Source organism: Micromonospora sp. NPDC000121, from assembly GCF_042899165.1.
Classification (GTDB): Bacteria; Actinomycetota; Actinomycetes; order Mycobacteriales; family Micromonosporaceae; genus Micromonospora.
Genome location: NZ_JBIAZP010000001.1, coordinates 1196720 through 1209503, shown reverse-complemented (window position 1 = coordinate 1209503; position 12784 = coordinate 1196720). Strand labels below are relative to the sequence as shown.

General features: G+C 75.4%; 11 protein-coding genes. 2 read left to right on the top strand and 9 right to left on the bottom strand.

Features of this window, described 5'->3' with window-relative positions:
* Positions 1-29: 29 nt before the first annotated feature.
* Complete coding sequence (locus tag ACFY23_RS05835; RefSeq protein ID WP_350682984.1) at positions 30-1373, bottom strand: class I SAM-dependent methyltransferase; 1344 nt, start codon at positions 1371-1373, stop codon at positions 30-32.
* The gene (locus ACFY23_RS05830; RefSeq protein ID WP_350682982.1) at positions 1370-2770 is read right to left on the bottom strand and encodes an FAD-binding oxidoreductase; all 1401 of its coding nucleotides are present in this window, start codon (positions 2768-2770) and stop codon (positions 1370-1372) included. Before ACFY23_RS05830 ends, ACFY23_RS05835 begins: the two co-directional genes overlap by 4 nt.
* A 155-nt stretch (positions 2771-2925) precedes the next feature.
* Here ACFY23_RS05830 and ACFY23_RS05825 point away from each other — a divergent pair, with 155 nt between their 5' ends.
* Positions 2926-3210, top strand: a complete 285-nt coding sequence (locus tag ACFY23_RS05825; protein WP_350682980.1) for a DUF427 domain-containing protein — start codon at positions 2926-2928, stop codon at positions 3208-3210.
* Positions 3211-3250: 40 nt separating this feature from the next.
* Here ACFY23_RS05825 and ACFY23_RS05820 read toward each other — a convergent pair whose 3' ends face one another.
* On the bottom strand, positions 3251-4552 hold the full coding sequence (locus ACFY23_RS05820; protein ID WP_350818937.1) for an MFS transporter: 1302 nt from the start codon (positions 4550-4552) through the stop codon (positions 3251-3253).
* 82 nt (positions 4553-4634) lie between these two features.
* Between ACFY23_RS05820 and ACFY23_RS05815 the strand changes: the two genes are divergently transcribed.
* Positions 4635-5606, top strand: coding sequence for a GlxA family transcriptional regulator (locus ACFY23_RS05815; RefSeq protein WP_387035176.1), 972 nt, complete (start codon positions 4635-4637; stop codon positions 5604-5606).
* A 28-nt stretch (positions 5607-5634) separates the two neighbouring features.
* On the opposite strand, the gene ACFY23_RS05810 is transcribed toward ACFY23_RS05815, so the two are convergent.
* The 6 genes from ACFY23_RS05810 to ACFY23_RS05785 form a co-directional block, all read right to left on the bottom strand.
* Complete coding sequence (locus ACFY23_RS05810) at positions 5635-6099, bottom strand: hypothetical protein (protein WP_350684940.1); 465 nt, start codon at positions 6097-6099, stop codon at positions 5635-5637.
* A 137-nt stretch (positions 6100-6236) separates the two neighbouring features.
* Positions 6237-8192 carry a VWA domain-containing protein gene (locus tag ACFY23_RS05805; RefSeq protein WP_350684939.1) on the bottom strand — a complete coding sequence of 652 codons (1956 nt, stop codon included), beginning with the start codon at positions 8190-8192 and terminating at the stop codon, positions 6237-6239.
* A gap of 2 nt (positions 8193-8194) precedes the next feature.
* Positions 8195-9649 (bottom strand): magnesium chelatase, encoded by a 1455-nt coding sequence (locus tag ACFY23_RS05800; RefSeq protein ID WP_350684938.1) that lies wholly within the window; start codon positions 9647-9649, stop codon positions 8195-8197.
* Between the two features lie 69 nt (positions 9650-9718).
* Positions 9719-10789, bottom strand: coding sequence for a hypothetical protein (locus ACFY23_RS05795; protein WP_350684937.1), 1071 nt, complete (start codon positions 10787-10789; stop codon positions 9719-9721).
* A gap of 77 nt (positions 10790-10866) precedes the next feature.
* Positions 10867-11535 carry a response regulator transcription factor gene (locus tag ACFY23_RS05790; protein ID WP_350684936.1) on the bottom strand — a complete coding sequence of 223 codons (669 nt, stop codon included), beginning with the start codon at positions 11533-11535 and terminating at the stop codon, positions 10867-10869.
* Positions 11532-12776, bottom strand: a complete 1245-nt coding sequence (locus ACFY23_RS05785) for a histidine kinase (RefSeq protein WP_350684935.1) — start codon at positions 12774-12776, stop codon at positions 11532-11534. Before ACFY23_RS05785 ends, ACFY23_RS05790 begins: the two co-directional genes overlap by 4 nt.
* Positions 12777-12784: the final 8 nt, after the last annotated feature.

Sequence of the window (12784 nt, the reverse complement as noted above, 5' to 3'; positions counted from 1 at the left end):
CGGCCGGGCGGCGCGGCTTTCGACGCGGGTCAGGGCAGCCAGTCGGGGCGCAGCGGGTAGCCCGTCGCCCCCTCCGGGCCGTTGCGGGTGGCGAGCACCTGGTGCAGTTGGATGCCGTTGCGCTCGAACGCCAGCCGGGAGCCGGCCATGTAGAGGCCCCACACCCGGGCCGTGCCCGGCCCCACCTCGGCGACGCAAAAGTCCCAGTGCTCCACGAGGTTGCGGCCCCAGCCGGCCAGCGTCAGGGCGTAGTGCCGGCGCAGGTTCTCCTCGTGCTGCACCTCCAGCCCGACGTCGTGGATCTCGCTGACCACCCGCCCCGGGCCGGCCAGCTCACCGTCCGGGAAGACGTACCGGTCGATGAACGCGCCCGAGCGGTGCGGCGCGTGGTTGTCGGCCCGGGTGATGCAGTGGTTGAGCAACCGGCCGTCCGGCCGCAGCCGGTCGCGCAGCGCGGCGAAGTAGGCCGGGTAGTTGCGCACCCCGATGTGCTCGGTCAACCCGATCGAGGAGATCGCGTCGAACTGCTCGCGCGGCGCGTCCCGGTAGTCGAGGTGGCGCACCTCCGCCAGCCCGGTCAGCCCCTCCCGCTCGATCGCTGCCCGGGCCCACTCGGCCTGCGCCCGGGACAGGGTCACCCCGAGCGCCTTGACGCCGTACTCGCGGGCGGCGTGCCGGACCATGCCGCCCCACCCGCAGCCCACGTCGAGCAGCCGCATCCCGGCCCTGAGCGCGAGCTTCTGCGCCACCAGGTCGTACTTGGCCGCCTGGGCCTGCTCCAGCGTGTCGTCCGGCGAGCGGAAGACCGCGCAGGTGTACGTCATCGACGGGCCGAGCACCTTCTCGTAGAAGGCGTTCGAGACGTCGTAGTGGTGGGAGATCGCCGTGCTGTCCCGGATCCGGGAGTGCCGCAGCCCGTTCACCAGCCGCTTCCAGCGCGGCTGCGCCTCCTGCGGCGGGGGCGGCGGCGGCATCAGCCGCTCCCAGCCCAGCCCCCGGACCAGGGCCAGCGCCTCGGCCAGCGGGGGCGTACGCAGCCGCAACTCGTCCTTGAGCACCCGCAGCGCCTCGTACGGGTCGCCCGGGTGCACGCCCTGCAACGCCAGGTCACCGCTGACGTACGCCCGGGCCATGCCCAGGTCGCCGGGGGCGGTGAGCAGGTAGGTCAGGCCCCGCTCGGAACGGATCGACAGGGTGATCCCGGCGTCGGCCGGGCCCACCGCGCTGCCGTCGTACCCGGTGACCCGCACCGGAAGGCCCCCGCTGGTCAACGCGCGGACGACGTCCGCCACGCGCGGACCCGTGCGCCGGCCCCCCGCCGGCGGGGAGGCGGGAGCGCTCGCCGCTCCCTGGTCTCGATCGGTCAGGCTCATTCTCGCGCTACCGCCTTCTCGTACAGTCCCGTGAGCCGGTGGTCCGGGTCGTAGCGGTCCTTCACCGCGCGCCACGTCGCGCCGCCGTAGAGCCGGTCGAAGGACTCCCGGTCGTAGTACGCGTCGGAGTAGAGCGACTTGTGCCCGCCCAGCTCCGACACCATTCGCTCGATCACCCGGTTGACGTCGCCGTCGGCGGCGCCGGCCGCGATCGGCACGCTCCCCCAGAAGCCGATGTTCACGTAGTCCTGCCCCGGCCGGAGGGGATACAGCGGCCAGGCGCGGGCCGACTCCGGGCCGGACGGCTCGCGCAGCCGCAGCGGGCACAGCCAGACCGGGGTCATCCCCACAGCCCGGGCGAACCAGCGCAGGAACTCCGCCGTCCGGTCCAGCGGGATCTCCACGTCCTGCACCACCCGCTCGCGCGCCGGCTGGCCGCGCAGCCGGTCGATCCGGGCGGCCACGCCGTGCCGGTGCTCCAACCGGACCAGCCGGTGGTAGACGTCGCTGCGCCGCCACCGCGCCGGCCACATCCGCCGGACCATGGGGCGCTGCACGCCGAACGCCGCCGAGCACCAGAACCAGTCGGTGTCCCAGCGCCAGAGATAGTCGTACGTGGTCAGGGCGTCGCGCGTGCGCCGGCGCAGCGACCGGTAGTAGATGTCCTGACCCGTGTAGTCGCTGGCGTGCGGGGCGTCGTCGGTGAAGGTGCCGAGCACCAGGTACGCCTCGCCGGGGCTGAACATCACCCCGTCCATCGCGTCCACGGTCTCGCCCGCCCAGGAGCGGGTCGCGGTGACCTCGGCGACCGCGTCGGCGAGGGCCTCCAGCCGGGTGAACCGGACGTTGCGCAGGGCCACGAAACGGCGTACCGGCTGCAGCTCGATGCGCAGCCGGGTGGCGTAGCCGAGGCTGCCGAGCGAGTTGGGGAAGGCCGCGAAGAGGCCGGCGTGCTCGCCCTCCGGGCGGGCCGTGACGAGGTCGCCGGCCCCGGTGAGCACGTCCAGCTCGACCACCGACTCGTGCGGCAGCCCGTTGCGGAACGAGGTCGACTCGATGCCGAGCCCGGTGACCGCCCCGCCGAGGGTGATGGTGCGCAACTGCGGCACCACCAGCGGCATCAGCCCGTGCGGCAGGGTCGCGTCGACCAGGTCCTCGTAGGTGCACATGCCCTGCACGTCGGCGGTGCGGGCCACCGGGTCCACATCGAGCACGCCGGTGAGCCCGCTGACGTCCAGCCCCGGCACCCGGGGAGCGGACCGGGGACGGAACAGGTTGGAGGTGCGTTTGGCGAGCCGGACCGGTTCACCCGCGGGCACCGCCGCGTACGACCGTCGCAGCTGGGCCACCGCGCCGTCGTGGTCGACCGAATGATGATCCACACGCACCGCGCACATGAGATCACTGTACGCGCTCCCCGCTCCCCGCCGTGGGATGTCCACGGTGGCCGTTTCGCGCCGCGACGGCAGCGACGCCGTCCGACGGGGGCGGCCGACCGGCAGGCCGGCGACCACGGTGGCCGCGCGGCTCCCGTCGGCATAGCGTGGGCGTCATGCCGAAAGCTGTGTGGAACGACGTGGTCGTGGCCGAGAGCGACGACACCGTGCTGGTGGAGGGAAACCACTACTTCCCGCGTACCGCCCTGCGCGACGACCTGATCCGGGAGTCCGACACGCACACCGTCTGCCCGTGGAAGGGCACCGCCTCCTACTACACGCTCGTCCACGACGGGCGGACCAGCCCCGACGCGGTCTGGTACTACCCCGACCCGAAGGCGGAGGCGGAGATGGTCCGCGACCGGGTCGCGTTCTGGAAGGACGTCCGGGTCGTCGACTGAGCCACCCCGCCCGGAGCGGCCGTGGCGGCGCGGCTGACCGTCAGCCCCGGTAGGTCCACGCCCGCCGACCCCCGGCGGCGACGACCGGGACCGGCACGGGCGGGGCCTCGCGGCGGCGCAGCAGCAGCGACAGCACGGCCGCCCCGATCGACAGCGCCCCCGCCACGTACCAGGCCGGCGCGTAGTCGCCGAGCCGGTCCCGGACCAGCCCCGCGCCGGTGGCGGCGAGCGCCGCGCCGACCTGGTGCGCGGCGAAGACCCAGCCGAAGACCACCGCGCCGGACGCGCCGAAGTACTCCCGGCACAGCGCCACCGTGGGCGGCACCGTGGCAACCCAGTCCAGCCCGTAGAAGACGATGAAGACCAGCATGCTCGGCTCGGCCGTGGCCGCGAAGAGCCCCGGCAGCACCAGCAGCGAGCCGCCGCGCAGCGCGTAGTAGGCGCCCAGCAGCAGTCGGCTGTCCACGCGGTCGGTCAGCCACCCCGAGGCGACCGTGCCGACGATGTCGAAGAGCCCCACCAGCGCCAGCAGCCCGGCGGCGGTGGTCTGCGGCATCCCGTGGTCGTGCGCGGCCGGCACGAAGTGCGTACCGACCAGCCCGTTGGTGGTCGCGCCGCAGATCGCGAAGCCGCCGGCCAGCAGCCAGAACGGCCGGGTCCGGGCCGCCTGCCCCAGCGCGCCGAGCGCCCGCGCCGCCGCCCCGCCGGCCGGCGGCGTCGGGGGCACGACCTCGGTCGCGCCGTAGGCGGGCAGGCCGAGATCCGCCGGGTGCTCGCGCAGCAGCCACACCACCAGCGGTACGACCGCCAGCGCCGCCCCGGCGACCACGAGCGCCGCCGCCCGCCAGCCGTACGCGTCGACGAGCATCGCGACCAGCGGGAGGAAGACGAGCTGCCCGGCCGCGCCGCCGGCGGTGAGCACGCCGGTGACCAGGCCACGGCGGCGCACGAACCAGCGCCCGGTGACGGTCGCCACGAAGGCCAGCGCCATCGACCCGGTGCCGAGCCCGACCAGCACGCCCCAGCAGAGGACGAGCTGCCAGCTCGCGGTCATGAAGACGGTCAGCCCGCTGCCCGCCGCGACCGTCAGCAGCGCGCCGGTGACGACCCGCCGGATGCCGAACCGGTCCATCAGCGCGGCGGCGAACGGCGCGGTGAGCCCGTAGAGCAGCAGGTTGACCGAGACGGCGGCGGAGATGGTGGCCAGCGGCCAGCGGAACTCGGCGTGCAGCGGGTGCAGCAGCACCGAGGGGGTGGCGCGGAAGCCCGCCGCGCCGACCAGCGCGACGAACGCGACGGCGGCGACGGTCCAGGCCGGGTGCAGGCGACGGGGGCGGGTCACGGCTCGGGTCACGCGTCGAGTCTGCGGATCGGGCCGGCCGACGACGAGTGGCCGGAAAGCCATCATGCGCAATAATCGGGCCATGTCCGTCCGCCCGCACCGGATCGCCGTGCTCGCCACCGACCAGGTCGTCGGCCTCGACCTCGGCACCCCCGCCCAGGTCTTCGGCACCGCCCGCGACCCCGACGGTGTGCCGCTCTACCAGGTCGACACCTGCACCGCGGGCGCCCTCCCGGTGCGCAGCACCGCCGGCTACCAGGTGCTCCCCGACCACGGGCTGGAGCTGCTGGAGACCGCCGACACGGTGGTCGTCCCCGGCGTCCACGGCGGGCCGCCGATGCACGACGGGACGCTCGACCCGGCGGTCGGGGACGCGCTGCGCGGGGCGTACGCGCGGGGCGCCCGGATCATGTCCATCTGCACCGGGGCGTTCGTGCTGGCCGCCGCCGGGCTGCTCGACGGTCGCCGGGCCACCACCCACTGGGCGTACGCCGACCGCTTCCGGCGGCTGCACCCGACGGTGGACCTCGACCCGGACGTGCTCTTCATCGCCGACGACCGGCTGCTCACCTCGGCCGGGGTGGCCGCCGGGATCGACCTCTGCCTGCACGTCATCCGCACCGACCACGGCAGCGAGGTGGCCAACCAGGCGGCCCGGCGCTGCGTGGTCCCGCCGTGGCGCGACGGCGGCCAGGCCCAGTACATCGAGCGCCCCGTGCCGAAGTCGGCGGACGCGGGCACGGCCGGGGCGCGGGAGTGGGCCCGCCATCGGCTGCACGAGCCGGTCAGCCTGCGCGACCTGGCCGGGCAGGCCCGGATGAGCGTACGCACCTTCACCCGGCGCTTCCGCTCCGAGACCGGGATGAGCCCGGCGCAGTGGCTGCTCCAGCAGCGCACCGACCACGCCCGACTGCTGCTGGAGACGACCGACCTCACCGTCGACCAGGTCGCCCGCCGCTCCGGCTTCGGCACCGCCGCAGCGCTCCGGCAGCAGTTGCATCAGCGCGTCGGCGTGACCCCGTCGACCTACCGCCGCACCTTCCGGCACCCCTGACCCCGCACCTCGCGCCCGCCCCGGCGGGTCAGTGCGTGCGGAGCATGCGGAGTTGCGCCAGGTGCTTCGGGAGGTGGACGCGGGTGTGCAGGTCGAGGGTGCGGCCCCAGGGCAGGGTGTCGTCGACGACCAGGTCGAAGCCCTCGCGCAGGTGGGTGTCGACCGGGGTCTCCGCCGCCGGGCCGAGCCGCTCGGTCAGCGCGCACAGCTTCTGGCTGGTGGCCCGCAGCAGGGTGGCCAGCCCGTCCAGCCCGCCGCACTCGACGACCAGCGCGTCCACCTGCGGGCGGTGGATGGTCTCCAGGTCGTAGTACGCGAACGGCGAACCGGCGATGACCGCCTCGGTCGCCTCGGTCATCAGCTCGTCGTTGGCGGCGAGGTGGGCGACGATCTGCTCGGCGCTGAGCTGCCCGGCCGGCGGCGGCCCGAACCCGCCCGCGTCGATCTCCGCGAGCACCTCCTCGTACGCCCCTCGCAACGCCCCGCTGTCCATGCCCCCAGTGAATCCCGTCCCGCGCCGTCCGCCCCGGCGTTCCCGCACGTGGTTCACTCGGACGGGGCCGGACGGACGGTGAACGCGACCCGGACCGGGCACGGGGCCGGCGGTCCGCGGACGGCGGGCCAGCCGCGTCAGCGGCGGCGGGGCTGGCGGGCGCGGAGGTAGTCGGAGACGACGTACTCGCCGAGATCCTCCAGGTCGGGGGTGAACATGCGGCCCTTCGAACGGCGGGCGACGGCGTCGACGAAGCGGCGCAGGCCGGGATCGTCGCCGAGCATGAAGAGATTGAGCGTGGCGCCGTAGCGGGTCAGCCGGTCCACCTCGCGGACGGTCGCCGCGATCGTCTCCGGCAGCGGCGGCCAGTGGAACAGCGCCTCCCCGTCGTCCGGGTCCAGGTGGGCGGTCGGCTCCCCGTCCGTGACCACCAGCACCACCGGCTCGGCGTCCGGGTGCCGCCGCAGGTGCCGGCCGGCCAGCCGGAGCGCGTGCTGGAGGTTCGTGCCCTGCTGCATGTCCGGCTCGACGGCGGCCAGCTCCTGCTGGGTCAGCGGCAGCGCCTCCCGGCCGAAGCCGACGATCTGCAACGCGTCCTGCGGGAACCGGGTGGCCATCAGGTGCGCCAGCGCCAGCGCGGTCTGCTTCATCGGGCCCCACCGGCCCTGCGAGATCATCGAGTAGGAGAGGTCGACGCAGAGCGCCACCGCCGCCGACGCCCGCCGCTCGGTCTCCACCACCTCGAAGTCCTCGACGGCCAGTGGCACCGGCACGCCCGTCCCGGCGCGACGGACGGCCCGGGTCAGCGTCCGCACCACGTCCAGGGGCTGCTCGTCGCCGTACTCCCAGGGGCGGGAGCCCCCGCTGACCTCGCCGGCGGCGCCCGCCGAGCGCAGGTCGTGCTGGCCGCGCGGCCCGGCCGTCAGGTCGGCGAAGACCCGCCGCAGCGCGGTGCCACCGAGCCGGCGCAGCGCCTTCGGGCTCAGCGTCAGGCCGTCGGCGTCCCGGCTCACCCATCCTTGCCGGCGCAGTTCCCGCTCCAGCTCCCGCAGCCGGCGTACGTCGTCGGCGGCGTCCCGGCCCAGCGTCCGGACCACCGCGTCGACGTCGACGTCGTCCAGGGTGGCTCCCGGGTGTTCCTGGTCGAGCTGGTCGAGCAGCCCGTCCAGTTCGGCGATCTCGCCGAGCGCGCCGGCGGCCTCGCCGTAGCCGAGGGGCCGCTCGCCGCGCACCCGCTCGCCGCGGCCCCCGTCCAGGTCGGGCCGGATCGCGCGGAGATTGGCGTCCAGGGCGGCCAACTCCCCGGCGAGGCGGTCGCCGAGCGACTGCCGCATCAGGCCGGCCAGTTCCTCCCGCTGCCGGTCGGACAGCGAGCGCAGCAGCCGCTCCCCGGCGGCCGACCGGCGGGCCAGCACGTCGACCAGCTCGTCAATATCGGCCGGCTGCTCCGGGAAGAACTCGCCGTGCCGGCGCATGAACTCGGCGAACGCGTCGGTGGTGTCCTCGGACCGGGCGTGCCGGGCCAGCAGGTCGTTCAGGTCGCGCATCATCTCGGCCAGCCGCCGCTGGGCGGCCGGGTCCGCCGAGGCGCGCACGGCGTCGCGCAGGCCGGCGAAGCGCTGGCCCAGCAAGTCGTCGCGGAGCCCGTCCAGGATCCGCTGGTACGTCCGGCGCGCCTCGTCGCTGGCCCACCGGTAGCCCGTCAGCTCCTCCACTGCCCGGGCGGTCGAGCGGGGCAGGTTGTCCAGCACCGCCTCGGCGAACCGCGCGGCGTCGCCGTCGCGCCCCCGCAGCTCGTCCCGCTCGGCGGCGAGCGCCTGGTCGAGCAGGGCCCGGGCCCGGGTGACCGCCCCGTCCAGGTTGCCCCGACGCAGCGCCTCCCGGCGCAGCCGCCTCGCCCGGGCGGCCAGGTCGTCGAGGCCGCCGCGCCCGTGCGGGCCCCGGCGCAACAGGTCGCGCAGCGCCTCCCGGAGGCTGCCGCCGGCCAGCACCTCCGCGCCGACGGCGTCCACCGCGCCCCGCACGTCGTACGGGGGCGCGAGCGGGTCGGGGCCGCCGCGCCACTGCCCGTACCGGAACCGGTTGCCGGCCATGCTCAGGCCCGGCCGCCGTAGCGGGTCCGGCCGGAGTCCGTGACGTCCTTGCCGAGCCGGCGGGTCAGGTGCAGCCCCTCCAGAACGAACTCGACCCCGGCGGCGGCCTGCTCCGGGGTGGGCGCGTCGCCCAGGCCGAGCCGGTCCAGCGCCTTGGCGAGCCCGGGGACGGTGCCCACCTGGCGCAGCAGTTCCGCGGAGCTGACCAGCTCGCCGGTCTCGATCACCGCGTCCTCGTCGACCAGGGCGGTGAAACCGGACAGGTCCAGCCCCGCCAGCCGGGCCCGGAACGTCTCGGCGGTCGCGGTCCGCAGCAGGTGGCCGAGGATCTCGGCCTCCCGCCCCTCCTCGCCGCTCTCGAACTCGACCTTGCCCCGCAGGGTGGAGGTCACCGACACCGCATCGCCCACCCGGGCCACCGGCGCCTCCGGGCGTACCCCGTCGGCGGTCTCCGTGGCGGCGAGCAGGCCGGCGCGGCGCAGCGCGGCGGCGGCGACCGTCTCGGCGGCGGCGATCGCGAACCGGGCGGAGACCCCGGAGCGCGGGTCCACCGACGGCGACTCCCGCACCGCGCGGGCGAACCGCGCGAGCACCTCCAACACGTGCTCCGGCACCTCGGCGACCAGGTCGGCCTCCTGCCGGATCAGGGCCAGCTCCAGGTCGAGGTCGACCGGGTAGTGGGTACGGACCTCGGCGCCGAAGCGGTCCTTCAGCGGGGTGATGATCCGGCCCCGGTTGGTGTAGTCCTCCGGGTTGGCGCTGGCCACCAGGAACAGGTCCAGCGGCAGCCGCAGTTGGTAGCCGCGGACCTGGATGTCGCGCTCCTCCAGCACGTTGAGCAGCGCCACCTGGATCCGCTCCGCCAGGTCGGGCAGCTCGTTGACCGCGAAGATGCCCCGGTTGGTGCGCGGCACCAGACCGAAGTGGATGGTCTCCGGGTCGCCGAGGGTGCGCCCCTGGGCGATCCGGATCGGGTCGACGTCGCCGATCAGGTCACCGACGCTGGTGTCCGGGGTGGCCAGCTTCTCGCCGTACCGCATCGAGCGGTGCAGCCAGGCGACCGGCAGGTCGTCCCCGGCCTCGGCGACCAGCGCCCGGGAGGCCGGGGTGAGCGGGTGCAGCGGGTGCTCGTTGAGCACCGAGCCGGCGATCACCGGGGTCCACTCGTCGAGCAGCCCGACCAGCGAACGGATGAGCCGGGTCTTGCCCTGGCCCCGCTCGCCGAGCAGCACCATGTCGTGCCCGGCGAGCAACGCCCGCTCGACCTCGGGCAGCACCGTGTCGTCGTAGCCGACGATGCCGGGAAAACGGTCGGCGCCGGAGCGCATCCGGGCCAGGAGGTTGTCGCGGAGTTCCTGCTTGACCGTGCGGTACGCGTGGCCGGCCGCCCGCAGCGCGCCGAGCGTGCCGGGCAGGTCGGCCGGTGGGACCGGGGTAACCGGGGAAGGCGCAGTCACCCGACCAACGCTAGCTCACGGAGACGGGGCGCCCGGTCCGTCGACCGGGCGCCCCCACCGTCGTACGGCTCAACCACGACCGCAGCGCCCGCAGGCGCCCCGGCGGCGCAGGTGGTACGCGTACGTGGCGGCGCCGAGCGCGACGCCCCAGAACGGCCAGAGCAGCATCGGCGCGGTGGCCAGGCTGGCCTCGCCGAAGTCCCAGAAGTCCGGGGTGGCGAGCAGGCCGAGGGTCGCCGCGGTGACCGCCACCGCGACCAGGGTGGCCGGGACCACGGCCAGCCTCACCGGCACCGGGCGCCCGGCCAGGCCGACCATCCAGCGCGGGAACCGCTCGCCCCAGCGCTGCACCAACCCGAGGGTGAGGATCGCCCCCACCAGCGCGAACCCGCCCAGCCCGGCGCCCGCCCACACCATCCCGGAGTCCCGCATCTCGTCGAGGAACGCCTTGTCGATGCCGAGCGGGATGCCGACCGCCCAGGCGAGGCGGGTGACCGCGTACAGGGCCGGGATGGTGGCCGCGACCCAGGCCGCCCAGCGCCCCCAACGGGCCGCCGCCGCGGGCGAGGTCCAGCCGCGGTCGGTGCCGTCGCGCCCGCACCCCGGGCAGGCGCTGGCGGTGCGCCGCTGCCAGTTGAGCACGGCCCCGGCGAGCAGCACCCCGCCGGCGACGGCCGCGAACCGGGCGAACAGCGCCCAGGTGAAGACCTCCGCGTAGTCCACGGGCGGCCAGCCGAACGGCGCGCCGACGATCAGGATCGGGGCGTACCCGAGGATGGTCAGCACCCCCACGTCCGGCACCACGACGGCCAGCAGGACCGCGACCGTCCACCCGTACGCCGACAGCAGCGTCCGCAGCGCCCGGCCCGGACGCCGCGTCGAGCCGGTCATGGCGAGCGCGGCGACGGCGGCGCCGAGCAGCAGCGCGGCGAACAGCGGCGGCCCGACGGTGGTCGGGACCAGCCGCAACAGGTTGATCTCTCCGCCGGGGTCGTTCGCCCCGAACGGGTAGCCGACGCCGGTGACGGTGGAGACGAGGGCGAGCACGCCCCACAGGCCGAGCCAGGCGGCGGCCAGCGGGGCGAGCCGATCCGACCGGCGCACGGCCGGCCGGCGGGTGGGAGGAAGGGTCGTCGTCATGCCTCCAGCCTCGGCCGACGGGCCCCCCGACTCCTCCCGTGCGACGGTGAACCGGCTCCCCCTCGGGAGGGACCGCCTCAGCCGGACGGGGTAACGAACCCCGACTCGTACGCGGCGATCACCGCCTGGGTGCGGTCCCGCACGCCGAGCTTGGCGAGCACGTTGCCGACGTGGGTCTTCACGGTCTCCACCCCGACCATCAGGTGCGCGGCGATCTCCGGATTGGACAGGCCGGTGGTCATCAGCCGGAGCACCTCGGCCTCCCGTTCGGTGAGCCGGGCGGCCGCCAGCCGGTCGGCGCCCCGCCCCCCGTACGCCCCGGCGAGGCGGCGGATGGCGGCGGGGAACAGCAGCGACTCGCCCCGCGCGACCACCCGTACCGCCTCCACCACCTCCGCCGGCCGGGCCCGCTTGAGCAGGAACCCGCTGGCCCCGGCGCGGAGCGCGTCGTAGACGTACTCGTCGTTGGCGAACGTGGTCACCACCAGCACCCGGGGCGGGTCGGCGGAGGTGGCGAGCAGCCGCCGGGTGGCCTGGATGCCGTCGATGCCGGGCATCCGCACGTCCATCAGCACCACCTGGGGGCGTAGCCGGGCGACCAGCGGCGGCACCTCCGCGCCGTCGGTGGCCTCGCCGAGCACCCGCAGGTCGGGCTGGGCGTCGAGGATGGCCCGCAGCCCCACCCGGATCAGCTCGTCGTCGTCGACGATCAGCACGCCGGTGGTCGTCGTCGCGGTGTCGGTCATCGGGTCCCCTCCAACGGCAGCCGTACCCGGATCCGCCAGCGGTCACCGTCGGGCCCGACGGTCAGCCGGCCGCCGAGCAGCAGCACCCGCTCCCGCATCCCGTCCAGGCCCCGGCCGCCCCGGCCCGGGTCGGCACGGCGTCGGCGGCCCATCGCGTTGTCCAACTCCAACTCCAGCGCGTCAACGTGCACGTCGAGGCGCAGCGTGACCGGCCCCCGACCGTACCGGGCGGCGTTGGTCAGCCCCTCCTGGACGATCCGGTAGCCCTCCCGGGAGACGGCCGCGGGCAGGTCGGCGAGGTCGCCGGCGCACCGCGCGTCGACGGGCAGGCCGGCCGTGCGGGTGTCGGCCACCAACCGGTCCAGGTCGGCGAGCGTACGCTGCGGGGCCGGCGCGGACCGCCCGCCCTCGGTCTCGCGCAACAGCCCGAGCACGTGGTCCAGGTCGTCCATGGCCGTACGCCCGGCCTCCTCGATCGCGGTCAGCGCGCGCCGGGCGAACTCGGGGTCCCGGTCGAGCAGTTCGCGGGCCACCCCCGCCTGGAGGGTGGCCACGGTGAGCGCGTGCCCCACCGAGTCGTGCAACTCCCGGGCCAGCCGGTTGCGTTCGGCGAGGCGGGCGGCCCGGGCCTCCAGGGCCGCGATCCGTTCCCCCTGCGCGGGACCGAGCAGCACCGGGGCCATCGACACGGCCAGCGCGCCCAGCCCGGCGACGGTGTAGCCGAGCGCCACCAGCACCACAACGCCCGCGACGGTCAGCCAGCCGGTGTCCCGCCCGTCGAACGGCCCGAACCGGTCCCCGCTGGTCATCCCGGTGTCGAGGCCGAACTGCTGCCCGATGAAGGCCAGCGCCATCGGCACGGCGCTGAACAGGGCGGCCACGACCAGCCCGCCGCTGACCAGGTGGAGCCCGATCCAGAGCGCCGAGCGCAGCCGGGTCTCCCGGTCGGCGGCGTGCCCGGGCGCCGGGTCGGGCAGGTCGACGCCGAGCAGGGCCCGCGCGGCCGCGATCTCCAGCGCCCGGGGGCCGTCGAGGAAGACCGGGACCGCCGCGATCGTCGCCGCGACGACGAGCAGCCCCAGCACCAGCGGCCGGGGCACGTCCGACTGCGTCAGCATCTGCGCGAAGGCCACCGCCAGCAGCACGTACGGCAGCACGAGCACCCCGCCGAGCAGCAGGAAAACGCCGCGCCGCCAGGTGCTGCCGGCCACCAGCGGGGCGAGGACCGTGGGGGGCTTCACCCGCCCAT

Excerpts from the sequence above, each read along its gene's own strand:
- ACFY23_RS05835 (WP_350682984.1), bottom strand. The coding sequence starts at position 1,373 with ATGAGCCTGACCGATCGAGACCAGGGAGCGGCGAGCGCTCCCGCCTCC.
- ACFY23_RS05830 (WP_350682982.1), bottom strand. The coding sequence starts at position 2,770 with ATGTGCGCGGTGCGTGTGGATCATCATTCGGTCGACCACGACGGCGCG.
- ACFY23_RS05825 (WP_350682980.1), top strand. The coding sequence starts at position 2,926 with ATGCCGAAAGCTGTGTGGAACGACGTGGTCGTGGCCGAGAGCGACGAC.
- ACFY23_RS05815 (WP_387035176.1), top strand. The coding sequence starts at position 4,635 with ATGTCCGTCCGCCCGCACCGGATCGCCGTGCTCGCCACCGACCAGGTC.
- ACFY23_RS05810 (WP_350684940.1), bottom strand. The coding sequence starts at position 6,099 with ATGGACAGCGGGGCGTTGCGAGGGGCGTACGAGGAGGTGCTCGCGGAG.
- ACFY23_RS05805 (WP_350684939.1), bottom strand. The coding sequence starts at position 8,192 with ATGGCCGGCAACCGGTTCCGGTACGGGCAGTGGCGCGGCGGCCCCGAC.
- ACFY23_RS05795 (WP_350684937.1), bottom strand. The coding sequence starts at position 10,789 with ATGACGACGACCCTTCCTCCCACCCGCCGGCCGGCCGTGCGCCGGTCG.
- ACFY23_RS05790 (WP_350684936.1), bottom strand. The coding sequence starts at position 11,535 with ATGACCGACACCGCGACGACGACCACCGGCGTGCTGATCGTCGACGAC.